This is a genomic window from Shinella sp. Sh6, from assembly GCF_055392685.1.
In genome coordinates this window covers 776,910-803,140 of sequence record NZ_AP044005.1, presented here as the reverse complement: position 1 = coordinate 803,140, position 26,231 = coordinate 776,910, and the positions used below count along the sequence as shown (strand labels likewise).

The 26,231-nt window shown below is 64.8% G+C and carries 20 protein-coding genes and 2 pseudogenes; 13 read left to right on the top strand and 9 right to left on the bottom strand.

Annotated features, from left to right (window positions below; translation table 11 throughout):
- Positions 1 to 15 precede the first annotated feature (15 nt).
- The 7 genes and pseudogenes from ACZ5TO_RS03820 to ACZ5TO_RS03790 all read left to right on the top strand — a co-directional run.
- Positions 16 to 2,766: a nitrate/nitrite transporter gene (locus tag ACZ5TO_RS03820; RefSeq protein ID WP_464799599.1), complete on the top strand. Its 2,751-nt coding sequence runs from the start codon at positions 16 to 18 to the stop codon at positions 2,764 to 2,766.
- A gap of 16 nt (positions 2,767 to 2,782) precedes the next feature.
- On the top strand, positions 2,783 to 6,541 hold the full coding sequence (locus tag ACZ5TO_RS03815; RefSeq protein WP_464799598.1) for a nitrate reductase subunit alpha: 3,759 nt from the start codon (positions 2,783 to 2,785) through the stop codon (positions 6,539 to 6,541).
- Positions 6,538 to 8,076: a nitrate reductase subunit beta gene (narH, locus tag ACZ5TO_RS03810; RefSeq protein ID WP_464799597.1), complete on the top strand. Its 1,539-nt coding sequence runs from the start codon at positions 6,538 to 6,540 to the stop codon at positions 8,074 to 8,076. Before ACZ5TO_RS03815 ends, narH begins: the two co-directional genes overlap by 4 nt.
- Positions 8,076 to 8,789 carry a nitrate reductase molybdenum cofactor assembly chaperone gene (narJ, locus tag ACZ5TO_RS03805; protein WP_464799596.1) on the top strand — a complete coding sequence of 238 codons (714 nt, stop codon included), beginning with the start codon at positions 8,076 to 8,078 and terminating at the stop codon, positions 8,787 to 8,789. The genes narH and narJ overlap by 1 nt, the downstream gene beginning before the upstream one ends.
- A 10-nt stretch (positions 8,790 to 8,799) precedes the next feature.
- Complete coding sequence (gene narI / locus ACZ5TO_RS03800) at positions 8,800 to 9,519, top strand: respiratory nitrate reductase subunit gamma (RefSeq protein WP_464799595.1); 720 nt, start codon at positions 8,800 to 8,802, stop codon at positions 9,517 to 9,519.
- 4 nt (positions 9,520 to 9,523) lie between these two features.
- Positions 9,524 to 10,438 (top strand): peptidylprolyl isomerase, encoded by a 915-nt coding sequence (locus ACZ5TO_RS03795; RefSeq protein ID WP_464799594.1) that lies wholly within the window; start codon positions 9,524 to 9,526, stop codon positions 10,436 to 10,438.
- 100 nt (positions 10,439 to 10,538) lie between these two features.
- A pseudogene (locus tag ACZ5TO_RS03790) lies at positions 10,539 to 11,039 on the top strand (DUF2478 domain-containing protein); the annotation flags it as partial.
- Between the two features lie 9 nt (positions 11,040 to 11,048).
- Here the strand turns inward: ACZ5TO_RS03790 and ACZ5TO_RS03785 are convergent.
- Together ACZ5TO_RS03785 and ACZ5TO_RS03780 are read right to left on the bottom strand one after the other, a co-directional pair.
- Positions 11,049 to 11,183 (bottom strand): annotated as a pseudogene (locus ACZ5TO_RS03785) (helix-turn-helix domain-containing protein); the annotation flags it as partial.
- 120 nt (positions 11,184 to 11,303) lie between these two features.
- Positions 11,304 to 12,200 carry a LysR family transcriptional regulator gene (locus ACZ5TO_RS03780; protein ID WP_464799593.1) on the bottom strand — a complete coding sequence of 299 codons (897 nt, stop codon included), beginning with the start codon at positions 12,198 to 12,200 and terminating at the stop codon, positions 11,304 to 11,306.
- Between the two features lie 145 nt (positions 12,201 to 12,345).
- Between ACZ5TO_RS03780 and ACZ5TO_RS03775 the strand changes: the two genes are divergently transcribed.
- Both ACZ5TO_RS03775 and ACZ5TO_RS03770 read left to right on the top strand, forming a co-directional pair.
- Positions 12,346 to 12,726 carry a nuclear transport factor 2 family protein gene (locus tag ACZ5TO_RS03775; RefSeq protein ID WP_464799592.1) on the top strand — a complete coding sequence of 127 codons (381 nt, stop codon included), beginning with the start codon at positions 12,346 to 12,348 and terminating at the stop codon, positions 12,724 to 12,726.
- Between the two features lie 120 nt (positions 12,727 to 12,846).
- Positions 12,847 to 13,644: an MBL fold metallo-hydrolase gene (locus ACZ5TO_RS03770; RefSeq protein WP_464799591.1), complete on the top strand. Its 798-nt coding sequence runs from the start codon at positions 12,847 to 12,849 to the stop codon at positions 13,642 to 13,644.
- A 239-nt stretch (positions 13,645 to 13,883) separates the two neighbouring features.
- Here the strand turns inward: ACZ5TO_RS03770 and ACZ5TO_RS03765 are convergent, their stop codons facing one another.
- The 6 genes from ACZ5TO_RS03765 to ACZ5TO_RS03740 all read right to left on the bottom strand — a co-directional run bounded on the left by ACZ5TO_RS03765 (position 13,884) and on the right by ACZ5TO_RS03740 (position 19,831).
- Complete coding sequence (locus ACZ5TO_RS03765; protein ID WP_464799590.1) at positions 13,884 to 14,909, bottom strand: extracellular solute-binding protein; 1,026 nt, start codon at positions 14,907 to 14,909, stop codon at positions 13,884 to 13,886.
- Positions 14,910 to 14,965: 56 nt separating this feature from the next.
- Entirely contained in the window at positions 14,966 to 15,787 is an 822-nt protein-coding gene (locus tag ACZ5TO_RS03760) for an ABC transporter permease (protein ID WP_464799589.1), read from the bottom strand.
- Between the two features lies 1 nt (position 15,788).
- Positions 15,789 to 16,706 (bottom strand): ABC transporter permease, encoded by a 918-nt coding sequence (locus ACZ5TO_RS03755; RefSeq protein WP_464799588.1) that lies wholly within the window; start codon positions 16,704 to 16,706, stop codon positions 15,789 to 15,791.
- A 4-nt stretch (positions 16,707 to 16,710) separates the two neighbouring features.
- Positions 16,711 to 17,778, bottom strand: coding sequence for an ABC transporter ATP-binding protein (locus tag ACZ5TO_RS03750; protein ID WP_464799587.1), 1,068 nt, complete (start codon positions 17,776 to 17,778; stop codon positions 16,711 to 16,713).
- A gap of 4 nt (positions 17,779 to 17,782) precedes the next feature.
- Complete coding sequence (gene speB, locus ACZ5TO_RS03745) at positions 17,783 to 18,712, bottom strand: agmatinase (protein WP_464800327.1); 930 nt, start codon at positions 18,710 to 18,712, stop codon at positions 17,783 to 17,785.
- A 189-nt stretch (positions 18,713 to 18,901) separates the two neighbouring features.
- The gene (locus ACZ5TO_RS03740) at positions 18,902 to 19,831 is read right to left on the bottom strand and encodes a LysR family transcriptional regulator (RefSeq protein ID WP_184143198.1); all 930 of its coding nucleotides are present in this window, start codon (positions 19,829 to 19,831) and stop codon (positions 18,902 to 18,904) included.
- Positions 19,832 to 19,953: 122 nt separating this feature from the next.
- Here ACZ5TO_RS03740 and ACZ5TO_RS03735 point away from each other — a divergent pair, with 122 nt between their 5' ends.
- The 4 genes from ACZ5TO_RS03735 to ACZ5TO_RS03720 all read left to right on the top strand — a co-directional run bounded on the left by ACZ5TO_RS03735 (position 19,954) and on the right by ACZ5TO_RS03720 (position 25,029).
- Positions 19,954 to 20,319 carry a cupin domain-containing protein gene (locus ACZ5TO_RS03735; RefSeq protein ID WP_184143200.1) on the top strand — a complete coding sequence of 122 codons (366 nt, stop codon included), beginning with the start codon at positions 19,954 to 19,956 and terminating at the stop codon, positions 20,317 to 20,319.
- Positions 20,320 to 20,381: 62 nt separating this feature from the next.
- Positions 20,382 to 21,770, top strand: coding sequence for an NAD(P)/FAD-dependent oxidoreductase (locus ACZ5TO_RS03730; protein ID WP_464799586.1), 1,389 nt, complete (start codon positions 20,382 to 20,384; stop codon positions 21,768 to 21,770).
- 16 nt (positions 21,771 to 21,786) lie between these two features.
- A complete protein-coding gene (locus tag ACZ5TO_RS03725) occupies positions 21,787 to 23,232 on the top strand; it encodes an aldehyde dehydrogenase family protein (protein ID WP_464799585.1) in 1,446 nt (481 codons plus the stop codon).
- Positions 23,233 to 23,271: 39 nt separating this feature from the next.
- The gene (locus tag ACZ5TO_RS03720) at positions 23,272 to 25,029 is read left to right on the top strand and encodes an amidohydrolase (RefSeq protein WP_464799584.1); all 1,758 of its coding nucleotides are present in this window, start codon (positions 23,272 to 23,274) and stop codon (positions 25,027 to 25,029) included.
- 47 nt (positions 25,030 to 25,076) lie between these two features.
- On the opposite strand, the gene solA is transcribed toward ACZ5TO_RS03720, so the two are convergent.
- A complete protein-coding gene (solA, locus tag ACZ5TO_RS03715; RefSeq protein ID WP_464799583.1) occupies positions 25,077 to 26,231 on the bottom strand; it encodes an N-methyl-L-tryptophan oxidase in 1,155 nt (384 codons plus the stop codon).

Below are 26,231 nucleotides of genomic sequence, written 5' to 3'. Positions count from 1 at the left end.
AACCGGGGTAGAACTATGACTAGCGCGACAACCGCCAGTCCCCAAGGTCAGAAGACAGCCTTGGCGATGAGTACCATCGCCTTCACTGCCTGTTTCGCCGTGTGGACGATCTTTGCAATCATCGGCATCCAGATCCGCCAGGATCTGGGTCTTTCCGAAACACAGTTCGGCCTTCTGGTCGGCACGCCCATCCTGACCGGTTCGCTGATCCGCGTGGTGCTGGGCATCTGGGCAGACCGCTACGGCGGCCGTGTGGTCTTCGTCTGCACGATGCTCGCCGCCGCCGTGGCGACGTTCCTGCTCACTTACGCCACGACCTATCCGCAGATGCTGCTCGCCGCGCTCGGCGTCGGCATCTCGGGCGGCTCCTTCGCCGTCGGCGTCGCCTATGTGTCGCGCTGGTATCCGGCCGAAAAGCAGGGCACCGCGCTCGGCATCTTCGGCGCGGGCAATGTCGGCGCGGCGGTTACGAAGTTCTTCGCCCCCCTCGTGCTCGTCGCCTCCGGCTGGCACACCGTCGCCGAAATCTGGGCCGCCACCCTCGTCGTCATGGCGGTCGTCTTCTGGTTCACCACCAGGGACGATCCGGTTCTCACCGAGCGCCGCCGCTCCGGCGAGCAGCCCAAAAGCACCTGGATGGAACTGGAGCCCCTGAAGAACATCCAGGTCTGGCGCTTCTCGCTCTACTATTTCTTCGTCTTCGGCGCCTTCGTCGCCCTGGCGCTGTGGCTGCCGCAATATCTCATCAAGGTCTACGGCGTCGACATCCGCCTCGCCGGCATTATCGCCGCCTGCTTCTCGGTTCCCGCGAGCCTCTTCCGCGCCTATGGCGGCCACCTCTCGGACGTCTACGGCGCCCGGCGCGTCATGTACTGGACCTTCCTCGTGTCGGTCGCCGCAACCTTCGTCCTTTCCTATCCGCCGACCGACTATGTCGTGCGCGGCGTCAATGGCCCGATCGCCTTCCATGCCGAGCTCGGCGTCGTCGGCTTCACCGTCACCATCTTCATCCTCGGCTTCTTCATGGCGCTCGGCAAGGCCGCCGTCTTCAAGCACATCCCGGTCTACTATCCGAAGAACGTCGGCTCCGTCGGCGGCCTCGTCGGCATGATCGGCGGCCTCGGCGGCTTCATCCTGCCGATCGTCTTCGGCCTGCTTCTCGATCTGACCGGCCTATGGACGAGCTGCTTCATGCTGCTTTTCCTGATTGCCGCCGGCTCGCTCGCCTGGATGCACCTCGCCGTCCGCCAGATGGAGCGGGAGGCCTCGCAGGAGAGCATCAAGGCGCTGCCGCCCTTCCCGGAAATGCAGGGGATGGCGACGCCCGTTCGCAAGCCTGTCAAGGAAAGCGCGGCCGTACTCACCGACTGGCGCCCGGAAGACAGGACCTTCTGGCAGGAGAAAGGCCGCAAGATCGCCAGCCGCAATCTCTGGCTGTCGATCCCGGCCCTGCTTCTGTCCTTCGCGATCTGGCAGGTCTGGTCGGTCGTCGTCGCCAAGCTGCCGCTCGTCGGCTTCACCTTCACCACCGACCAGCTCTTCTGGCTGGCGGCGCTGCCGGGCCTGTCGGGCGCGACGCTGCGCATCTTCTATTCCTTCATGGTTCCGATCCTCGGCGGACGGCTGTGGACGACGCTGACCACCTGGTCGCTGATCATCCCGGCGCTCGGCATCGGCTATGCGGTGCAGAACCCCGACACGCCCTATATCGTCCTCCTGATCCTCGCACTGCTGTGCGGCTTCGGCGGCGGCAACTTCGCCTCCTCGATGGCCAACATCTCCTTCTTCTACCCGAAGTCGGAAAAGGGCAACGCGCTCGCTCTCAATGCCGGCCTCGGCAATCTCGGCGTCTCCGTCGTGCAGTTCGTCGTGCCGCTCGTCATCACCACCGGCATCTTCGGCGGCCTCGGCGGCGATCCGGCGATGGTCCCCGCGACCGCAGCCACCGGCGAGACGCCGTTGTGGCTGCAGAATGCCGGCTTCTTCTTCATTCCCTTCATTGTTATCGCCGCCTTCGCCAACTGGTTCGGCATGAACGACATCGCCTCTGCCAAGGCCTCCTTCACCGAGCAGGCGGTCATCTTCCAGCGCAAGCACAACTGGATCATGTGCTGGCTCTACACCGGCACCTTCGGTTCCTTCATCGGCTACTCCGCAGGCTTCCCGCTTCTGTCGAAGACGCTGTTTCCCGACGTCAACGCCTTGCAGTTCGCCTTCCTCGGCCCGCTGGTCGGCGCGCTGTCGCGCTCGGCCACCGGCTGGCTCGCCGACAAGTACGGCGGCGCCCGCGTCACGTTCTGGGTCTTCGTGCTGATGATGGCGGGGGTTTGCGGCGTGCTCTACTTCATCGGCATCAAGGACCAGCCGCATGCCTTCTGGGGCTTCTTCGCTTCGTTCCTGGTGCTGTTCTTCGCAGCCGGCGTCGGCAATGCCTCCACCTTCCAGATGATCCCGGCGATCATGGGCAAGGAAATGGGCCGGCTGATGCCGCAGGCGACGCCGGAAGCCCGCCGGTTGCAGGCCGAGAAGGAATCGGCCGCCATCACCGGTTTCACCTCGGCGATCGCCGCCTTCGGCGCCTTCTTCATCCCGAAGGGCTACGGCTCCTCGATCACGCTGACCGGCGGGCCGGAGGCGGCTCTCTGGGCCTTCCTGATCTTCTACGTCACCTGCGTGCTGATCACCTGGGCCGTCTACGCCCGCAAGGGCGGACTGCTCCACGACATCGAGCGCGGCCGGGCTCGCCCGGCCTCCGCGAACGCCTGAACCTGGAGGATAGACCATGAGCCACCTACTCGATCGCCTGAACTTCCTCGCGCGCAAGAACGCCGGCACGTTCTCCGACGGTCACGGCGTCACGACCACGGAAAGCCGCGACTGGGAGGACGCCTACCGCAAGCGCTGGCAGCACGACAAGATCGTGCGCTCCACCCACGGCGCCAACTGCACGGGCTCCTGCTCGTGGAAGATCTACGTCAAGGGCGGGATCGTCACCTGGGAGACCCAGCAGACCGACTATCCGCGCACGCGGCCGGACCTGCCCAATCACGAGCCGCGCGGCTGTTCGCGCGGCGCGAGCTATAGCTGGTACATGTATTCGGCCAACCGCGTGAAATATCCGCTGGTCCGCTCGCGCCTCCTCAAGCTGTGGCGCAGGGAGCGGACCGTCAAGACGCCGATCGGCGCCTGGGCGGCAATCCAGGAGAGCCCCGAGAAGCGGGCGGAATATGTCAGGATGCGCGGTCTCGGCGGCTTCGTGCGCGCCACCTGGGACGAGGTCAACGAGATCATCGCGGCGGCCAACGCCTATACGGTGAAGACCTGGGGGCCGGACCGCGTCATCGGTTTCTCGCCGATCCCGGCCATGTCGATGGTTTCCTACGCCGCGGGCTCGCGCTACCTGTCGCTGCTCGGCGGCGTCTGCATGTCGTTCTACGACTGGTACTGCGACCTGCCGCCCGCCTCGCCGATGACCTGGGGCGAGCAGACCGACGTGCCGGAATCGGCCGACTGGTACAATTCCGGCTTCCTCATCCTCTGGGGCTCGAACGTGCCGCAGACTCGCACCCCCGACGCGCATTTCTACACCGAAGTGCGCTACAAAGGGGCCAAGTCCGTCGTCGTCTCGCCGGACTATTCGGAAGCCGCCAAATTCTCCGACCTCTGGCTGCATCCCAAGCAAGGAACGGATGCGGCTCTCGCCATGGCGCTCGGCCACGTCATCCTGCGCGAGTTCCACATCGACCGCCAGGCCGAGTATTTCGAGGACTACTGTCGCCGCTACACCGACATGCCGATGCTGGTGAAGCTTGCCCGAAAGGACGGCTATCTCGTCCCCGATCGCTTCGTGCGCGCCTCCGACTTCGTCGGCGGCCTCGACGAGGCGAACAACCCGGAATGGAAGACCGTGGCGGTCGACGCCGAGACCGGCCAGTTCGTCTCGCCGAACGGCTCCATCGGCTATCGCTGGGGCGAACAGGGCAAGTGGAACCTCGAGGCCAAGGACGGCAAGGGCAACGAGGTCGAGCTTGCCATGAGCTTCATCCTCGAGGGCGAGCACGACACGATCGCCGATGTCGGCTTTCCGTATTTCGGCAACCGCGAGCACGACTACTTCGAGGGCACCGAGCATGACAGCGTGCTGGTGCGCAAGGTGCCGGCCCGCAAGATCAGGCTTGCCGACGGCGAGACCCTGGTGGCGACCGTCTTCGATCTCTTCGTCGCCAACTACGGCGTCGACCGCGGCCTCGGCGATCCGAACTCGGCGAAATCCTACGAGGAGAACCTTCCCTATACGCCCGCCTGGGCCGAGCGCATCACCGGCGTCCCGCGCGACCAGATCGTCGCGGTCGCCCGTGAATTCGCCAGCAATGCCGAAAAGACCGGAGGCCGCTCGATGGTCATCCTCGGCGCCGGCCTGAACCACTGGTACCACATGGACATGAACTACCGCGGCATCATCAACATGCTGGTGATGTGCGGCTGCATCGGCCAGTCGGGCGGCGGCTGGAGCCATTATGTCGGCCAGGAAAAGCTCCGGCCGCAGACCGGCTGGACGGCGCTTGCCTTCGCGCTCGACTGGAGCCGCCCTCCCCGCCACATGAACTCGACCTCGTTCTTCTACGCCCATACCGACCAGTGGCGCTACGAGACGCTGAAGGTCGAGGAGATCCTGTCGCCGACGGCGCCGGACGGCCCGTGGGACGCGGCGCTGATCGACTACAACATCCGCGCCGAGCGCATGGGCTGGCTGCCCTCCGCCCCGCAGCTCAAGGCCAATCCGCTCTCGGTCTCGAAGGACGCCGCCGCCTCCGGCAAGGCGGCGAAGGACTACGTCGCCGAGCAGCTGAAGGCCGGCACGCTGTCGATGTCCTGCGAGGATCCCGACGATCCGTCGAACTGGCCGCGCAACCTCTTCGTCTGGCGTTCGAACCTGCTCGGCTCGTCGGGCAAGGGCCATGAATATTTCCTGAAGCACCTGCTCGGCACCAAGCACGGCGTGCTCGGCAAGGACCTCGGCGAGGAGGGCCGGCACGCGGCGAAGGAAGCGGTCTGGCACGACGAGGCGCCGGAGGGAAAGCTCGACCTCCTCGTCACCCTCGACTTCCGCATGTCGACGACCTGCGTCTATTCCGACATCGTGCTGCCGACGGCGACCTGGTACGAGAAGAACGACCTCAACACCTCCGACATGCATCCCTTCATCCATCCGTTGTCGAGCGCCGCCGACCCGGCCTGGGACGCACGGAGCGACTGGGAGATCTTCAAGGGCATCGCCCGCAAGTTCTCCGAGATAGCCCCGGAGGTTCTCGGCGTCGAGAAGGACGTCGTGCTCGTGCCGACGCTGCACGACACGGCCGGCGAGCTTGCCCAGCCGTTCGACGTCAAGGACTGGAAGAAGGGCGAGATCGACCCGATCCCCGGCAAAACCATGCCGACGGTCGCCGTCGTCGAGCGCGACTATCCGAACCTTTACAAGAAGTTCACCTCCGTCGGCACCCTGCTCGACACGCTCGGCAACGGCGGCAAGGGCATTTCCTGGAATACCGGGCACGAGGTCGACCTGCTCGCCCGGCTGAACGGCGTGGTGGAGGAGGAAGGCGTCGCCAAGGGCCGTCCGAAGATCGAAAGCGACATCGACGCGACCGAGGTCATCCTGTCGCTCGCGCCGGAGACCAACGGCGAGGTCGCGGTGAAGGCCTGGGAGGCGCTGTCGAAATATACCGGCCGCGACCACACCCATCTCGCCATCCCCAAGGAGGACGAGAAGATCCGCTTCCGCGACGTGGTCGCCCAGCCGCGCAAGATCATCTCCTCGCCGACCTGGTCGGGCCTGGAATCGGAGAAGGTCTGCTACAATGCCGGCTATACCAACGTCCACGAGCTGATCCCGTGGCGCACCCTCACCGGCCGCCAGCAGCTCTACCAGGATCACCTGTGGATGCGCGCCTTCGGCGAGGGCTTCTGCGTCTACCGGCCGCCGATCGACACCAAGACCGTCAACCCGGCGATCAGGGCGAGGAGCGACGGCAAGCCGCATCTGGTGCTGAACTTCATCACGCCGCACCAGAAATGGGGCATCCATTCGACCTACAGCGACAACCTGATGATGCTGACGCTCAACCGCGGCGGCCCGGTCGTGTGGATTTCCGAGCCGGACGCCAAGCGCGCGGGCATTGCCGACAACGACTGGGTCGAGGTCTACAACGCCAATGGCGCCATCGTCGCCCGCGCCGTCGTCTCGCAGCGCATGAAGGACGGCACGATCTACATGTACCACGCCCAGGAGAAGATCGTGAACACGCCCGGCTCGCCGACCACCGGCCAGCGCGGCGGCATCCACAATTCCGTGACCCGCATCATCACGAAGCCGACGCACATGATCGGCGGCTACGCCCAGCAGGCCTACGGCTTCAACTACTACGGCACGGTCGGCTCCAACCGCGACGAGTTCGTCGTGGTGCGCAAGCTCGATACGGTGGACTGGCTGGAGGGCCCGCCCGCCGAAGGCGTCACTCACAACAAGGAGGCGGCAGAATGAAAATCCGCGCGCAAATCGGCATGGTCCTCAATCTCGACAAGTGCATCGGGTGCCATACCTGCTCCGTCACCTGCAAGAACGTCTGGACCAACCGCGAAGGCGTCGAATACGCCTGGTTCAACAATGTCGAGACCAAGCCCGGCGTCGGCTTTCCCAAGGATTGGGAAAACCAGAAGAAATGGAACGGCGGCTGGGTCCGCAAGCCGAACGGCAAGATCGAGCCGAAGATGGGTGCGAAATGGCGCATCCTCGCCAAGATCTTCGCCAATCCGGACCTGCCGGAGATCGACGACTACTACGAGCCCTTCGATTTCGACTACGGCCACCTGCAGACGGCCGGCGAAAGCCGCGCTACGCCGACCGCCCGTCCACGCTCGATGATCACCGGCGAGCGGATGGAGAAGATCGAATGGGGGCCGAACTGGGAGGAGATTCTCGGCGGGGAATTCGAGAAGCGCTCGAAGGACTATAATTTCGAGGGGGTGCAGAAGGAGATCTACGGCCAGTTCGAGAATACCTTCATGATGTACCTGCCGAGGCTGTGCGAGCACTGTCTCAACCCGACCTGCGCGGCGGCCTGTCCTTCGGGGGCGATCTACAAGCGCGAGGACGACGGCATCGTGCTGATCGACCAGGAAAAATGCCGCGGCTGGCGCATGTGCGTCTCCGGCTGCCCCTACAAGAAGATCTACTACAACTGGAACTCGGGCAAATCGGAAAAGTGCATCTTCTGCTATCCGCGCATCGAGGCCGGCCATCCGACCGTCTGCTCGGAGACCTGCGTCGGCCGCATCCGCTATCTCGGCGTCATCCTCTACGATGCCGACCGGATCTCGCAGGCCGCCTCCACGGCGAACGAACAGGACCTCTACGAGGAGCAGCTGAAGATCTTCCTTAACCCGAACGACCCGGCGGTGATCGCTCAGGCCCGCAAGGACGGCGTTCCTGACGCCTGGCTGGAGGCCGCCAAACGCTCGCCGGTCTACAAGATGGCGATGGACTGGAAGATCGCCTTCCCGCTCCACCCGGAATACCGCACGCTGCCGATGGTCTGGTACATTCCGCCGCTCTCGCCGCTGCAGTCGGCGGCCCAGGCCGGCAAGCTCGGCATGGACGGGCCGCTGCCGGACGTCCGCTCGCTGCGCATTCCGGTGCGCTACCTCGCCAATCTCCTCACCGCCGGCAAGGAGGCCCCTGTCGTCTCGGCGCTCGAACGCATGCTCGCCATGCGCGCCTATATGCGCGCCAAGACGATCGACGGCGTGATCGACCCGTCGATCGCCGCCAGGGTCGGCATGAGCGGCCAGATGATCGAGGAGATGTACCACATCATGGCAATCGCCAACTACGAAGACCGCTTCGTCATTCCGACGACGCACCGCGAGGTGAGCGAGGACGCCTACGACGTGCGCGGCTCCTGCGGCTTCTCCTTCGGCAACGGCTGCTCCGGCGGCACGTCGGAGGGCGACCTGTTCGGCGCCAAGCGCCGCAAGGTCGTCAACACCCCGACCGACCTCTTCAAGGAGCTCGTCTGATGCACACCGCCCTCAAGATCCTGTCGCTCCTGCTCAGCTATCCGGGCGAGGAGCTCATCAACGGCGCCGGCGAGCTGAAGGCGGCGCTTCAGGCGGACGACACGGTCGGCGCGGACGTCGGGCGGCATCTCGTCCGCCTGATCGACGACCTCGCCGGCCAGGACCTCTACGAGGCTCAGGAGCGCTACGTCCATCTGTTCGACCGCAGCCGCTCGCTGTCGCTGCACCTGTTCGAGCACGTGCACGGCGAAAGCCGCGACCGCGGCCAGGCCATGGTCGACCTGATGGCGATGTACGAGGAAAACGGCTTCGTCATCGACAGCAAGGAACTGCCGGACTACCTGCCGCTCTTCCTCGAATTCCTCTCGACGCGCAGCGCCGAGGAGATCGACGACCTCCTGTCCCAGACCGGGCACATCACGGCGGCGATCGGCGAGCGGCTGAGGAAGCGCGAGTCGGTCTATGCCTTCGCCTTCGCCGCGTTGCGGCTCCTGTCGAAGGCAAAGCCGGACGAAAAGCGCGTGAACGCGCTTCTGGAAGGCGCCGAGGACAATCCCGACGACCTTGCCGCGCTCGACCGCATCTGGTGGGACGAGGCCGTCACCTTCGGCGGCAATGCCGGCGAAAACGCCTGCGGCCCGGACAGGCTGCGCACGCAGATGAGGGCGGCGGCGCGCAAGCCGAACGAGCCCGCAAACACCATACCGGTCTAGGAGGCGGAACATGTCTGGCTATCTCAACTCGCTCGTGTTCGGAATCTATCCCTATGTGGCGCTGGCCGTCCTGGTCCTCGGCTCGATCATCCGCTACGATCGCGAGCCCTATACCTGGCGTTCCGGATCGAGCCAGCTCCTGCGCCGCAAGCAGCTCATCTGGGGCTCGGTGCTCTTCCATGTCGGCGTTCTCGTCATCTTCGCCGGCCATCTGGTCGGGCTCCTGACGCCGATCCGGGTGTTCGACGCGCTCGGCGTCAGCCATGGCGCCAAGCAGTTGCTCGCGATCATCGCCGGCGGCATCGCCGGCCTCATGGCGATCGCCGGCGCGACGCTCCTCGTCCACCGCCGCCTGTTCGACGCGCGCGTGCGCGCCGCCTCGAGCACCACGGATACGCTGATCATCATCCTGCTGTGGATCCAGCTCTTCCTCGGCCTCTCGACCATCCCCGCATCGCTTTCCCATCTCGACGGCCACGAGATGGTGAAGTTCATGAACTGGGCGCAGGGCATCTTCACCTTCAACTCCGAGGCGGCCTCCTACGTCGCCGACACGGCGGCGGTGTTCAAGCTGCACCTGTTCCTCGGCCTCACCATCCTCCTCCTCTTCCCGTTCACGCGGCTCGTGCACATGCTGAGCGTGCCGGTGCGCTATATGTGGCGTCCGGGCTATCAGGTCGTGCGCCAGCGCCGCCGCCGCGCGGCCGGCAGCCGGATTGCGGCGGAGTAAGGCCATGGTCACGCTTTTCGACAAGACGCAAAGCGCAAGCGCCGCCGGGAACGGCGGGCCGCAGGACAGCTATTCCGGCTACCGCGAACCGGATACGAAGGTGCCGCCGAAGGCGCGGCCCGTCCTCGACGCCGTCTCGGTCAACGGCGTCGCCATCGCCGAAGGCGACATCCTCGCCGAGGCGCAGAACCATCCGGCCGACAATCCCGGCGCGGCCCTTGCCGCCGCGGCAAGAGCGCTGGTGGTCCGTCAACTGCTCCTGCAAAGGGCCCGCGAACTCGACATCCTCGCCGCGCCGCAGGCCGACGGGGACGGGCGCCTGGAAACCGCAGAGGACGCCGCCATCCGCCTCGTGATCGAGCGCGAGGTCTCCGCCCCCTCGGCGAGCGAGGAGGAATGCCGCCGCTTCTACGACAACAATCGCGAGAAATTCCGCAGCGCGCCGATCTTCGAGGCGAGCCATATCCTACTACCCGCCGACCCGGCCGACGAGGGCGCGCGCGCTTCCCGCCGCCTCGAGGCCGAACGGCTCGCCACCGTCATCGCCGGGCATCCGGGTGAGTTCGCGACCATGGCCCGCACCCATTCGGCCTGCCCGTCTGCCGCAAGCGGCGGCAATCTCGGGCAACTGACGCGCGGCAGCACGGTCGCCGCGTTCGAGCAGGCCCTGCAGCGCATGGAGGAAGGCGAGATCACCCGGGCCCCGGTCGAAACCCGCTTCGGCTTCCACATCATCCGCCTCGACCGGCGGGTCGATGGCGAGCAATTGCCCTTCGATCTCGTCTTCCGGCGCATTGCCGGCTGGCTCGAAGCCTCCGCCTGGTCGAAGGCCGTGTCGCAGTTCATCGCCGTCCTTGCCACGGACGCCACGATCACCGGCATCGACGTGACGGGCGCGGACGGTCCGCTGTTGCAGTGAGCGCGGGAACGGCACCGCCACCGGCCGCCATCGAGGCTGGCCGGACGGAAAGGTTCACCATGCCTGAGCAGACAAAAGACGGATTTCAAAGAAGCGCCCCATGGCCAACATCATATTTCCCCTTCAAGCCGCCCTTCTCGTCGGGAGGGACCGCGCGGTGGACGATATCCTCGACGCCGTTGCCCGAACGATGCGCAGCGAGGGCCGAAACGCCATCGGCTTCCTGCAGCGGCAAAACATGCAGGAAGGCGAGTGTTGCGGCCAGATCGAGCTGGAGGATATCGCCACCGGCACCCGCCACGTCATCTCGCAGGCGCTCGGCTCCGGCGCGCGCGGCTGCCGGCTCGACCCGCAGGCGCTGGCCGGTATCGCCGGCCCGCTGCTGACCCGTGTCGAGGCCGGACCGGATCTCCTGATCCTCAACCGCTTCGGCAAGGGCGAAGCGGAAGGCGGCGGCTTTCGCGCCGTGATCGAGGCGGCGTGCATGCGCGGCATTCCGACGCTGACGGCGGTGCGGGAGGACTATGTCGAGGCCTGGCGCGCATTTTCCGGCAACCTCGGAGTCCTCATCGCCCCCGACCGCGGTGCGGCGATCGGCTGGGCGCGCCGGGCGATTTCCGGTTCTCCAGAAATCGATATCCTCGCGATCGGGGAAGGCGGCGACCAGATCATCCTTCGTGCCGAAATGGCGGTAGAGACTGGTCTTTGCGACACCCGATCTCTCCACGACGAGATCGACGCCGACGGGGTGTAAAAGCACCGGCGGCGATTTTCGATGCCGGGAGCTTCCGGCAGGCCTTCACCTCTCGGTCGAAACCCCGGAATTCGAATCCAGATAGGCCGTCGCCGATCCCGGCTTCCCGTCTTATCGATCATTCCTGTTCGGCACCCGCAGCGCGTTGACGAGCGCAGCAAGTGCTGCGGGCTGATGGCGCCGGCTGGGATAGTACATGGAGAAGCCGGGAATGGGGGGTGTCCAGTCTTCCAGCACGCGCAGAAGGCGCCCTTTCGCAATATGTTCCGCGACCTGTTCTTCATAGGCCACCCCTATCCCGACCCCGGAAAGGGCCGCCTGGATCGCGAGGTGCGTTTCGTCGATGATCAGGGGACCGTCCGGGGCTATCGTTACGGACTTTCCTTCCTTTTCGAACTCCCAGCGGTATGGCCCTCCTGTATGCCTGAGGGTGATGCACCGATGGTCATGGAGATCCTTCGGGGTCTGCGGAACGGACCTTGAAGCAAAGTAGGCGGGCGATCCGACGACGGCCAACCGCAACTCGGGCGTGACGCGGACGGCGATCATGTCCTTCTGGATATACTCGCCCAGCTGGATTCCTGCGTCGAACTCGCCAGCCACGAGGTCGGCGGGCCCCGTGCCGGTGACAACGTCCAGCACGACCTTCGGATAGGCCTCCGCGAATGCCGCGAGCCGCGGGAGCAGCACCATCGCCGCGGCCGAACGGGACATGAAAATCCGAAGCCGTCCCGCCGGTTCGTGGCGATCGCTTCGCGCCCGGTTGACGGCGAGATCGATTTGCTCGAGCGCGGGCGTCAGGTCCCGCAGGAGCGCCGCGCCGGCGGCCGTCGGCGCGACACTTTTCGTCGTCCGGGCAAGCAGCTGCAATCCGAGTCTCTGTTCAAGCCGCCGGATCGTATGGCTCAGCGCGGATTGCGACACACCCAGTTTCGCGGCGGCCCGCGTAAAACTTCGCTCCGCAGCTACCTTCGCGAACATGGCCAGTTCGTTCAGTTCATTTGTCATCACTCATGACTATCAGTCATGAAGCTGATAAATGCAACGCGCCTACTATCATGATCAGCTATCCCATATGTTCAGCCAACGAGCGCGGGGCAATTCCGGCAAGTGCCGATCCCGCTCGGGAAAATACCGATCGACAGGAGATGACATGCCGACCTTGCAGGAAGAAGACGTACGCGCTCTGCGCTCGCTGGCTCAGACATACTTTGATGCAGCGTATGAGATGGATGCAGAGAAATTTTCCTCCATCTTGCATCCGTCCAGTTCCGTGACGAAGATCGCCGAGCATGGCGACGTGGTTGTGACGCCGATCGCGACGTGGCTGGAGGCGGTGCGCGGCCTCACGGCTCCGAAGGCGCAGAATTTCGAGCGCGAGGACCAGCTCCTCTCGATAGACGTTGAAGGCGATCTCGCGCTGATCAGGCTGAAGCTTCGCGTGCCGCCTCGGTCCTTCACGGATCTTCTCTCATGCCTGAAGGTCGATGGAGGCTGGAAGGTCGTCCAGAAGGTCATGACTTCGAATGCCTGAGCGCATTTGACAAGCCAAAGGCCGGGCCGCCCCCGCGGCCCGGCAGGTGTATCGGGAGCAGCGAGCGATGAAGCGGCGACCTGCCCGCGGCGTCTCGAAATGCAAGTATTACGGTATCCGATGATTTCGACATCGCACAGTTCCGACGTCCTTGAGTGCAGATCGGGAAATTTCCGCGTCTGGTCGCTCTGCGACGGCTATCTCGACATGCCGGCAGGGCTTTTGCGGGACCTGGAGAATAGTCCCGTACCAAGCGCTGCCGCAGCAGCAAGGTTTCGCCTGTCCGTCAACTGCTTTGCGCTGGAGGGGCCGGGGGTCGATGGCGTTCTGATCGACTGCGGAGGAGGAAGCTGGGCGCCCACACTGGGTCGACTGGCGCAATCCCTGAAGGCGGCGGGACTCAGTCCTTCAGCGATCAGGGTCCTGGCGCTTACGCATGCGCACCAGGACCACACCCACGGCCTGTTGACACCCGACGGACAAGCCGCACTACCAAACCTGTCCGCGATCATGCTTCCCGCGGAAGCGGTCGAAAGCTTCCGCTCCGAACGGAGGCTTGCACCGTTTCATCATCTTGTCAGGCCTTTGCAAAACGGGGACCGGCTGGCGAAGCACTTGAGAACGGTGGCGTTGCCGGGTCATGCGAATGGACATTGCGGCTACGCGCTAGACACGGAAGAGGATCTGTTCTTGTTTTTCGGGGACATCGTTCACGTACCAGCCTTGCAGTTCGCCAACCCGACGCTGAGCTGGGGTTATGACGAGAACCAGGCGACGGCGCGTGCGACCCGCTTCGGAATTTTCGATGAGGCCGCCCGTAACGGCATGTGGATCGCCGGCGCGCACCTGGACCGGCCGGGGATCGGCCGCGTGATATCCAGGGGCGAAGGGTTTCACTTTGAACCGGCAGGCGGATGATTGCGCGCAACGCCTGCCGATCGTCCCGGGCCGGCCCCGACAAATCGGCGAGTTCGGCCAGCCCTTTCGAGGAGAAGCCGGGTTATACCCGGTTGCCGACGCCGCGAGGCCTTGCCATCGACACACATCCGGCAAAAACCGGGGACAGGCCCTGTAGCAAGACCGGCGGCCCGACCGCCGGACCCGGCCATGAGGTCAAAGGCTGCACGTCTTGCAGCACAGGGCCTGTCTTATTGAGCTTACTTCTGTAGATCCGTCCAAATCCGCGTGTAAATCTTCATGACTTCCGGCGAGCAGGTTTCGATGGGGAAGCCGGCCTTTGCCAGTTCCGGCGGGATGTTGACTTCCGGCGCGGTCTTCATGTCTTCCGGCATGTACTTGTCGGAGCCGACGATGCCGTTGCCGTAGCGGGCATAGGCGGAGATCATCGCGGCGTTTTCCGGGTCCATGATGAAGTTCAGGAAGAGCCTGGCGTTGTCGACGTTCGCGGCATCGGCGAGAATGGCGGCATTGTCCATGAAGATGGGGAAGCCTTCCTGCGGGAAGCCGAATTCGAGCTGCGGGTTGATCAGGCGGCTGCGGAAGGACGAGCCGTTCCAGTTCATACCGGCGGCAATATCGCCCTGGGCGAGCTGCTCGACCGTACCGTAGTCCATCGACACCCAGTTCGGCTTGGCGGCCACGAGCAGGTCGCGCACCTTCTTCAGGACCGTCATGTCGTTGGTGCAGGTCTCGCCGCCGACATAGTGGACCGCGAGCGCCATGAGGTCGTTCATTTCCGGAACGACGTTGATCTTGCCCTTCAGCTCGTCCGGCGGGTTGAACAGGATGGACGAGGTGTTGATATCACCCTTGTAGACATTGCGGTTGACCGAGACCCCTACCGTGCCCCACTGCCACGGCACGGTGTAGTGGCGGCCGGGATCGAAGGTCGGGTTTGCCCATTTCGGGTCGACGTTCTTGAAGTTTTCCATCTGGTCGGGGCGGGCTTCCAGCAGCAAGCCCTTTTCGATCCAGATCGGCACGTAGATGCCGGCCGGGACCACGATATCGAAACCATGGCCGCCGGCCTCCACCTTGGCGAGCGCGGTATCGTTGCTGTCGTAGTCGGTGACGGTGACCTTGACGTTATACTTTTCCTCGAACTTCCTGATCATGTCCGGGGGCGTGTAGTTGCCCCAGTTGTAGATGTTGAGGTTGCCTTCCGCGAAGGCAGGCCCGGCCAACAGGCAGGCAGCGGCAATGGATGCGATGAGTTGTTTCATGGGTTTCCTCTTCCCTTGGTTTTCGAATGCTTGGTTTTTGTCCTGGTCGTCAGGCTCTAAAGCTGCGCCTTGGCGTGTTTTTCCCGGCTGACGAAGAAGAACGCGACCACCAGCACCACCGAGAACACCAGAAGTACGGTGGCGATGGCGTTGGTTTCCGGCGTCAGGTTGCGGCGCATCTGGCCGAGCATGTAGGTCGGCAGCGTGTCCTGCCCGGCGCTCTTGACGAACTCGGTGATGACGACATCGTCGAGCGAGGTGACGAAGGCGAGCATCGCGCCTGCCAGCACTCCCGGCCACAACAACGGGAAGGTGACGCGGCGGAAAACCTGCCAGGCGGAGGCATAGAGATCGGCGGCGGCCTGTTCCAGCGTCTGGTCCATGCCCTGCAGGCGCGCCCGGACCGGCATGAACGCGAAAGGAATGCAGAAGGCCGAATGGGCGAGAATGAGGTAGCCGAGGCCGGAATAGCCGATGGTTGTCTTCACCCAGGCAAAGACGACCAGCAGCGAGACTGCGGTGACGATTTCCGGCACCATCAGCGGCTGGTTGATCAGCGCGAACATGGCGCTGCGGCCGCGGAAGGACTTGCCGCGCCCCATCGCGAGGGCGGCGAGAACCGCGACCAGCGTCGACACGACGGTCGCGACCGCGGCGATGATCACCGAGCGGATCGTCGCGGCCTGCACGACTTCGTTGTGCCAGGCGGTCACGTACCAGACGAGCGAAAAGCCTTCCCACCGCGTCAGCGCGAGGCCCCCGTTGAAGGAGAAGATCGCCATCAGCACAATCGGCAGATAGAGCATGACGAAGCAGAAGGCGGCGATGGCGGTGAAGCCGGCCTGCCGGCGCGTGTCGAAGGTCTTGCGCTTGGCCATCTCAGTCTCCTTCGTTCGCGGAGGCGCGGACATAGACGATAAGGGCGACGGTCACCATGACGAGCAGGGTCAGCGAAAGGGCTGCCCCGAGCGGCCAGTTGCGGGCCTGGCCGAATTGCAGCTCGATCAGGTTGCCGAGCATCAGCTGCGTGCCGCCGCCGAGGATTCTCGGGATGACGTAGGCGCCGAGCGAGGGCACGAACACGAGGATGGAGCCGGCGACGACGCCGGGCTTGACCGCCGGGACAATGACCCGCCGCAGCACCCGGAACGGCGTGGCATAGAGATCGTAGGCCGCATCGATCAGCGAAAAGTTCAAGCGCTCCATCGAGGCGTAGAGCGGCAGCACCATCAGCGGCAGGTAGACATAGACCATGCCGAGCAGGATGGCGAAATCGGTGAACATCATCTGGATCGGCTGGTCGATGATGCCGAGCCATTCGAGGAGCCCGTTGGCGAGGCCTTCGTTGCGGATGAGACCCATGATCGCGAAGGTCCGGATCAGGAGGTTGGTCCAGAACGGAATGGTGATCAGAAGCATCCAGCCGTCGCGCTGCGTGACGGGGCGCGTGGCGATGAAATAAGCCGTGGGAAAGCCGAGGATCAGGCAGAACAGCGTCGTCAGGAACGAAAGTTTCACCGACCGCCAGAGGATCGAAATATGGGCGTTTGCAAGGCTCAGCGTGCCATCGAACGGATCGCTCGTGGTGAAGACGCCGAGCCAGCCATCCCAGGAGAAATGCCAGACAACGCCGCCGTAGTCGCCGGCGGTGAGGAAGGAATAGATGACGACGACGATCAGCGGACCGACGGCGGCCGCAAGCAGGATGACGATCGACGGCAGCAGCAGCAGCCAACGATTGCGGGTTTCGCGCCGGTTGGCGATCACGAGATCGGTGTTGGGTTGCGTGGCAGCCATGGCATCAGCCCTCAAGAACCTGAACGGCCTGCGGCTCGAAACCGATGCCGAGGCGCTGGCCCTTCTCGAAGGTCACCGGACGGGCCGGGTTGTTCTGGCGGCGGACGACGAAGCGGGCACCATCGGCAAGCATCAGGTGGTAGTGGGTATCCGTGCCGCAATAGACGACGTTTTCCAGCACACCCGAAAGCGGCGCCTTCTCGGGCATCTGTTCGAGCACCGTCTGTTCGGGGCGGATGACCAGCGTAACGGGGCGGGCGGCGACGGCCGCATTCTCCTGCAGGCCGGCGCGGATGCGGGCGCCACCCGGCAGCTCCACGGTGCCGTCGGCCGAAAGGTTCGCCTGCACGAAATTGGTATCGCCGATAAAGTCGGCCACGAAGCGCTCGCGGGGGTGATCGTAGATTTCGCGCGGGGTTCCGATCTGGCGGATCGTGCCGGCGCTCATGACCGCGATGCGGTCGCTCATGGTCAGGGCTTCCTCCTGATCGTGGGTAACGAAGATGAAGGTAATGCCGGTTTCGGATTGCAGGCGCTTCAGCTCGATCTGCATTTCCTTGCGCAGCTTCAGGTCGAGCGCGGAGAGCGATTCATCGAGCAACAGCACCTTGGGTTTGGGCGCAAGCGCGCGGGCAAGCGCCACGCGCTGCTGCTGGCCGCCGGAAAGCTCCGACGGACGGCGGCCAGCCATCGGCGTCATCTTCACCAGTGCCAGCATCTCCTCGACGGTGGCGGCGATCTCGGCACGCGGGCGACCGAGCATTTCGAGGCCGAAACCGACATTCTCGGCAACCGTCATATGCGGGAAGAGGGCGTAGTTCTGGAAGACGGTATTGACCGGGCGTTTGAACGGCGGCAGCGACAGGATGTTCTGGCCGGCAAGACGGATCGCACCGCCGCTGGGGTGAATGAAACCGGCGATCGAGCGCAACAGCGTCGTTTTTCCGCAGCCGGAGGGGCCGAGCAGCGTGAAGAACTCGCTTTCGCTGATCGTCACGCTGACGTCGTTGAGAGCGATGAAGGCGCCGGGTCCCTCGCCGAACCGGACATGAATGCGGTCTACTTCGATCACTGGCTTACTTCCTGTTCTTGGCGGCCGCCTCGGCGACGCGTGGCAGGGCGCAGAGCATCTCGTAGAGGAAATTCGCTGCGATCACCGCGGTGTTGCCGGCGGGGTCATAGGGCGGCGACACTTCGACGAGATCACAGCCGACGAGGTTCAGCCCGGCACAGCCGCGGATGATCTCCAGTCCCTGATGGGTCGTCAGGCCACCGACCTCGACGGTGCCGGTACCGGGCGCAAAGGCTGGGTCGAGGCTGTCGATGTCATAGGTCAGATAGACCGGCGCGTTGCCGATCCTGCTGCGGATATCGGCCATCAGCGGCGTCAGCGATTTCCACCAGCATTCCTCGGCCTGGATGCAGGTCCAGCCCTGCTTGCGGCCCCAGTCGAAATCCTCAGGGCTGTAGCCGGTGCCGCGGATGCCGATCTGGAAGACCTTGTCGTTCTGCAGGCAGCCGTCTTCCCAGGCGCGGCGGAAGGGGCAGCCATGGGCGACGGCCTCGCCGAACATGTGCTCGTTCGTATCCGAGTGGGCGTCGACATGGATAAGGGCGACCGGGCCGTGGCGCTCTCTAACGGCGCGCAGGATCGGCCATGTCAGGGTGTGGTCACCGCCGAGCGTCAGCGGAATGGCGCCATGGGCGAGCACGCCGCGATAATATTCGGTAATGATGGCGACCGACTTCTTGAGATCGAAGGTATTGATCGGGACATCGCCGATGTCGGCGACCTGCAGCACGTCGAAGGGAGCAGCACCCGTCGCCATGTTGTAAGGCCGGATCATGCGGCTTTCGTCACGGATCTGGCGTGGCCCAAGCCGGGTACCCGACCGGTTCGACGTGCCGATATCCATGGGGATACCGATGAAACAGGCATCCAGATTTGCGGCCGACGAAGCGCCGGGCAACCGCATCATCGTGGCGGGGCCCCCAAAGCGCGGCATCTCGTTGCCGCCTAAAGGCTGGTTGAAAGACATGCGACCTCCCCAAAATGGTATTCCACCAAGTGTGGGAGGAGCCGGGCACCGCTAACATTCCATTGTGCGGAAACTTGCGTTGACAAAACCCAATGTATCGGCGGGCAAGCCTTGCCCGCCCGCGGATGGAAGCCGTCTGGAGAGGCGCGGCAGGCGTCAGGTTCGGGCGACTGCGCCACCGCGCCCCGATGTGCGGGAGCGGTAGAGGCCGACGAGTGTCTCGCGGAAAATCTGGAAGGTCTTCGGGTGGGGTCCGCTACGATGGACGAGCTGCATCATGCAGTCGAAATTGTCCTCATGCGGCGGCAGTTTCCGGAGCCTGCCGGAGACGACATAGGCGTCGGCCGCGTGATCCGGCAGCAGGCCGATGTAGTCGCCGCTCAACACGAACAGCAGTTGCGCCTCGATCTGGTCGACGATGCGGTCGGCCTCGATAACCTGCTGGCTCTTCTTGCGCTCGCGGCTCCAGTAGCCGCGATGCACCCAGACGCATCGGTCCATGTCCTGCTGGGTGATGTCGCCATCCGGCGTCGAAAACAGCGGATGAGCCCTGCCGCAATAGAGCGAATGGCTCTCCTCGTAGAGGTTGGCGTAGGACAGGCCTTTTATCTTGTTGTCGAAACTTCCGATGCCGGCATGGATATCGCCTTCGGCGAGCCGGCGCAGGATGCCGCCCTGCTTCTCCACCTCGATCTCGATGCGAATACCCGGCGCCTCGTCGTTCAGCCTGTGAACCGCCTCGGTCAGCTTGAGGGCGGGATCGGAGGCGACGCAATCGACGACGGCGATCTTCAGCTGGCCGACGAGGCTGCCCTTCAGCGCGGTCAGCGAGATCGAGTGCTGGTCGATCCGCCGCAGCAGGTCGACGGCGATTTCATGCACCTGCCGGCCCTTGTCGGTAAGCTGGAACCCGCGCCGGCCGCGTTGGCACAGGATGACGCCGAGCCGCGTTTCGAGCGCGGTGATGTGATTGGAAATGGTCGGCTGGCTGAGGCCAAGCTCGGCCTGGGCCGCCGAAAAACCACCGTTGCGGACCACGGAATCGAACACGGAGAGAAGATGCAGATCGGCGCCTGAGATTTTCATGCATTCATTGAAAGCGGCAAATCCAACGCGATGTAAAGCGTGATTTTTAGGACCGAGGCGGCCCCCTATCATCCTGTCGACCGGCGAGCATGTCGCCACACTCTTCAGACAGGAGAACTACAATGAGCGCAGTCATCCGCCTTTCCCGCGAGGGCCTCGGCAACGGGCCGATGGAAGCCTGCTCGGTCGTTCCGCCGGAGGCCGTGCTGAGCGGCTCGCCGAGCGAAACCGGCGCGATGCACTATGAGGCGGGCAAGGGCAAGTTCCTCGTCGGCACCTGGGAATGCACGCCTTACGCCGAAACGCTCGCCTATCCCGAATCCAGCGAATTCTGCGTGGTGATCTCGGGCCGCGTGGCGCTGACGAACCCAAACGGCAGCATCGAGGAATTCGGCGCCGGCGATTGCTACATCGTGCCGAAAGGCTTCGAGGGCCGCTTCGAGGTGCTGGAGACCCTGCGCAAGATCTACGTGCTTTTCAACGACTGATCCCGGTTTCGAGGAGCGGCCGTAACGGCCGCCCTCGCCTTCCAATATGATGTGAGACTGTCATGCTTGCCGATCGCGCCCTGGCGAACGTCACCTTCTATCCCTTCTGGCTCGACCGGCCGGATGCTCCCGCTCCGCAAGCCCCGCTCGTCGGCCGCACGGAAGCGGACCTCCTGATCGTCGGCGGCGGTTTCACCGGGCTCTGGGCGGCAATCCTGGCCAAGGAGGCGGAGCCGTCGAGGGACGTGGTGCTGATCGAGGCGGAGAATATCGCCTGCGGCGCATCCGGGCGCCCCGGCGCCATCGTCTCGACGTCCGTCATGCACGGCCTGCACAACGCCGTCAGGGTGTTTCCCGAGGATATCGCCATGCTCGAGGCGCTGGGCCAGGCGAATATCGCCGGCTTCCTCGACACGCTGGACCGGCATGCGATCGACTGCGATGCGGAGTGGAACGGCGAGCTGACGGTCGCCGTCGGCAAGGAGAACCTGCCGACGCTGAACGAGGAATACGAACTGCACGCGCGCCATGGCCATGACGTGGTGCTGATGAATGCCGAGGAGACTCGCGGGCAACTGGCCTCGCCTCTGTTCGAGGGCAGCCTCTGGGCGAAGAAGAACAGCGGCACCCTGCATCCGGCGCGATTGGCCTGGGGGCTGAAACGGGCCGCGCTGTCGCTCGGCGTGCGCATTCACGAACACACGCCGCTGCGCGATATCAGCGATGAAGGCGGCACCGTCGTCGCCGCGACCCGTGACGGCAAGGTCAGGGCGCGCAAGGTGCTGCTTGCGACCAACGCCTTTGCCGCCGGGCACGATCACATCAAGAGGCGCGTGGCGATGGTGCGCGACCGTATCCTGATGACGGAGCCGCTCACGCCCGAGCAGATGGACCGCATCGGCTGGCGCAACCGGCAGGGCGTCTACGACACCCGCACCCAGCTCAACTACATGCGGCTGACGAAGGACAACCGCATCCTGTTCGGCGGACGGCTCGGCTATTTCTACGGCGGGCCGCGCGACCCGCGCCTCGACCGCACGCCGGCACCTTACAAGCGGCTGGCGGAAGCCTTCTTCCGCACCTTTCCGCAACTCGACGATATCGGTTTCACCCATGCCTGGAGCGGGCCGATCGCGCTGACGACACGCATGGCGGTGCATTTCCAGACCTATCACCGCGGCAAGGTGGTCTATGCCGGCGGCTATTCCGGCTTCGGGGTTTCCGCCAGCCGCTTCGGAGCCGATATCGGGCTTGCCAAACTGAACGGAGCCACGCGCCCCGAACTCGAATGCGATTTTGCCCGCACCATGCCGGGCATCATCCCGCCCGAACCGTTCCGCTATATCGGCGCCCGGACGACGATGTATGCGCTCGACACCGCAGACAGCAAAGGCGGCTGGCGCAACCTGTGGCTCAAATTCGTGGGCAAGCTCGGCTTCCCTCTCTCCTGACGCAGTGAGCAAGACCATGACGAACTACGATCGCGACCACACCACGTTCATCGACGGCGTCTGGGAGACCGGGCTGGGCGGCACGGTCCTGGAGGTCGCCGACCCCTCGACCGGCGCTGTTTTTGCCAGGGCGAGAACGACGAGCGATCGGCAGGTCGAGTGTGCGGCAGCCGCCGCGGCAAGGGCATTCGGCCCCTGGGCGCGGCTCTCCGCCGGGGACCGCGCCGGTTATCTGCGTGGCTTTGCCCGCGGGTTGGAAAGCCGGGCAGCGGAGCTCGAAGCGCTTCAGATGGTCAACAGCGGCAAGCCCCGGATCGAAGCCTCGATCGACCTTGGCGATGCAATCGCGACCTTCGATTATTACGCCGACCTCATCGAGGAGCGCGCCCGCAGCCCGCATGCCGATACGAGCCTTGGCGGCGGCAGCCACAGGGGCCGCGTGCGCCATGAGCCGATCGGGCCAGTGGGGCTGATCGTTCCATGGAATTTTCCGCTGGTCACCAGCGCCTGGAAGATTGCGCCCGCGCTCGCGGCCGGCTGCACGGCTGTCCTGAAGCCCTCCGAGGCGACGCCGCTGGCCGAATTGTGCTACGGCGACATTGCCCGCGAGATCGGGTTGCCGGCCGGTGTGCTGAACATCGTGACCGGCGCTGCTCCTGTCGGCAAGGCGCTGACGGAGGCCAGGGCCCTGCGGAAAATCTCCTTCACCGGCTCGAATGCGGCCGGGGCGAAGGTCATGGCGGCCGCCGCCACGCGCGGCCTTCCGGTTTCGCTCGAACTCGGTGGCAAGTCGGCGATCATCGTGACCGAAGACGCGGATCTCGATCTGGCGGTGGAATGCGTGGCGGCCGGCATCTTCTTCAATGCCGGGCAGGTCTGCTCGGCGACCTCGCGGCTTCTCGTACACGAGGCGGTCGAGGCGAAGCTGCTGGAGGCGCTGGTGGAGCGGGTGCGCGGCATGGCGGTCGGCTCGCCCTTCGCCGGGCGATGCGACATGGGGCCGCTCACGACGCTGGCGCAGCTTGACAAGGTGAACCGCTATTTCGCAGCCGCTGACGCCGGGGGCTGCGATTGCCTGGCCGGCGGACACAGGCTCGACGGTCCCGGCTATTTCGCCGCCCCGACGATCTATCGCGACGTCGATGTCTCAAGCCCCATCTGGACTGAAGAAATCTTCGGGCCGGTGCTGGCGAGCCGCCGCTTCAGGAACGACGACGAGGCGATCGCACTGGCGAATGCCTCCGAATTCGGGCTGGCGGGCAGCGTCGTCGCCGGCGATCCGGCGCGAGCAGACCGGCTGGCCGCACGGATGGAAGCCGGCCATATCTGGATCAACACGCCGCAGATCGTCTATCCGCAGAGCGCCTGGGGCGGCTTCAAGTCGAGCGGCATCGGCCGCGAGCTTGGCCCCTGGGGGCTCGCCAGCTATCAGGGCGTCAAGCACATCACGGCTGCCGCCTGAACTCCATCGAACGACCAGGGACACAACCGGGAGGAACCCATGACCGTCACCGCCGACCTCATCATCCGCAACGGCGCCATTCGCACCATGGACGAAGCCCGACCGGCCGCGCAGAGCATCGCCGTGCTCGGCAACCGCATCGTCCGGGTCGGCTCGGATGCGGAATGCGCTCCGCTGGAAGGGCCCGAAACCCGCGTGATCGATGCCGGGGGCAACACCGTGCTGCCCGGCTTCAACGAAGCGCACCTGCATATCTTCGGCGGCAGCATCTCGCTGCAGCAGCTCTCCGTCGCCACCGTCAAGGGCGTCGAGGACCTGGCAGCGCGCATTGCCGACTGGCGGGCACAGCATCCGGGCCTTCGCTTCATCGTTGGGCATTCGGCGCTCTACAATTTCATTTCCGACGAACGCATGCCGACACGCGAGGACCTCGATGCGGCCTGCCCGGACCTGCCGGTGTTCATCTCCTCGGCCGACCATCACACCGCATGGGCAAACACGGCGGCCCTGAGGCTTGCCGGCATCGAGCGGGGCGCGGAACTCCGCCCCGGGACCGAGGTCGTCGTCGGGGCGGATGGGCTTGCGACGGGCGAGCTGCGGGAAGCCCCGGCCATGAACCTTGTCTACAAGCTTTCCCCCTCCGGCGGGCGGGATATCCTTGGCGCCGTCACCAGCGCGGAAGAGAGCGGCATCACGGCGGAAGAGCGCGCCGGGGACATGGCGGTGCTGCGCAAGGGCCTTGCCTATTGCGCCGCGAACGGCATCACCTCCATCCAGAACATGGACGGCAATTATTACCAGCTCGATATGCTCCGGGAGCTTGACGCCAATGGCGAACTGCCGGTGCGCGTGCGGGTGCCTTATCTGTTCAAGCCCGGCACGGCCCTCGAGGACATCCGCAGCGCCGCCGACTGGCGCGAGGAATTCCAGAGCGATTTCCTGACCTGCGACTTCGTCAAGGTCTTTGCCGACGGCGTGGTGGAATCGGGAACCGCCGTACTCGTCGACGGCTATTCCGATGCGCCGGATCACAACGGCACGCCGCTTTTCCCCGGCAACGAACTCAGCGAAGCGATCGTTCTTGCCGATGCTCTCGGGTTGCAGGTTGCCGTGCATGCCATCGGCGACGGCGCCGTCCGGCAGGTGCTGGATGCCTATGAGGATGCACGCGGGAAGAACGGCAAACGCGATTCCCGCCACCGTATCGAGCATATCGAACTGCTGCAGGAGAGCGATTTCCCGCGCTTCGGCGAACTCGACGTCGTTGCTTCGATGCAGCCGGCCCACCCGCCGGGTGCGATGGATTTCCCGACGGAAACCTATCTGCCACGCATCGGCATCGAGCGCGAAGCCATCGCCTTCCGCACCCGCGAGCTGCTGGAAGCCGCCGTGCCGCTGGTGTTTTCATCCGATTGGCCCATCGCGCCTCTTGCACCGCTGGCGAACATCCAGGCGGCCGTCACGCGGCAGCCCTGGAGGGAAGGCGGCAAAGACCAATCGGTTACCGTCGACCAGGCGTTGCATGCCTACACACGGGCCGGCGCCTGGGTGGAATTCAGGGAAAGCCAGAAAGGCAAGCTCGCACCGGGCTTCCTGGCCGACATCGTCATCCTCGACAGCGATCTTGCACAAGTTCCGCAGACCGATCTCGCGCGCGTCTCGATATCGATGACGATTTGCAATGCGTGCATCACCTATTCCAGGGATGGGAATACCGACGGCATGTTCCGCGGCTGGGTCACGGACACGGGAGAGTTCCGCGTCGCCTCTCATGACGAAGTCATCTCCTATCCGTGACGATGTCGTCCGGCCGATATCCGGAAGCCTGCCGCGCGTCAGCCCGGCTACCCGCGGGCAGCCCCGCCGCCGAAATGGCGCTCGAATGTGAAAAGCGAGGTCGGCAGTTCCGAACCGCCCTCGAGCGCGAGATCGCTCAGGATTTCGCCGACCACGCTGGTGAACTTGAACCCGTGGCCGGAGCAGGCAGACGATACCACGACGTTGCGATGCCGGGGGCTGAAGTCGATCAGGAAATCCTCGCTCGGCAGCATCGTGTAGCGGCAGGTCGTGGCGCGCAGGCGCGCCGAGGCCGCCTTCGGCAGGCGCTTGCGGGCGAAGGCATCCAGCAGGTCCGTGTCGGCCTTATTGACCGGCGGATTGGGCTTGGCCGGATCGACAGGCTCGCGGAAATGCGCATGGCGGCCGATCTTGACGCCGTCGAACCCGATTGCCGGAAAACCGAAATAGGAGCCGCCGTCACCCTCGTCACGCAGGAAGCAGGGCATCCGGTCGGGCCGGGCGACGAAACCGTCTTCCGGCTGATACCAGGCGACGACCTGCCGGATCGGCACGGCATGGGCGGCAAGCTCCGGGACGAGTTCGGCGATCCACGCACCCGTCGCGACGATCACTTTCCGCGCCCGGTATCGTCCGGTTGTCGTGAGGATGTCGACACCCGCCTCGTCCGGTTCGATCGCCGTCACCCGCTCGCCGAAATGCAGTTCCGCCCCGTCTTCGGCCGCGAGCTTCAGATAGCCCATGATGGCCGCCTCCGGCCGGATATAGCCGCCCTGGGGATCGAGCAGCCCGATCTCGCCGTCCTCCAGCGCGAAGGCCGGGTAGCGCCGCGCCATCTCGGCCTTGTCAAGGATTTCATGTGCCAGGCCGTGCAGGTCGCAGGATGCCTTCGTGCCGCTGACGATCTTGCTGTCGGGCCGGCCGATCTGGAGCACGCCGGTGACGGTGAGGATCTCCGCCCGCAACCGCGCCTCCAACGCCCGCCAGTTCCCGTAGGCGCGCCGCAGCAGCGGAACATAGGACGGGTCCTCGAAATAACCGAGCCGGATCAGCCGGCTGTCGCCATGCGAGGAACTGAGGGCATGGGCGGGAAAATGCGCTTCGATGCCAAGAACGCGCGCACCGCGCGCGGCGGCGAACGAAGCCGCGGCGCTTCCCATGGCGCCGAGGCCGATGACGGCAAGATCGAATTCCGCAGGCAT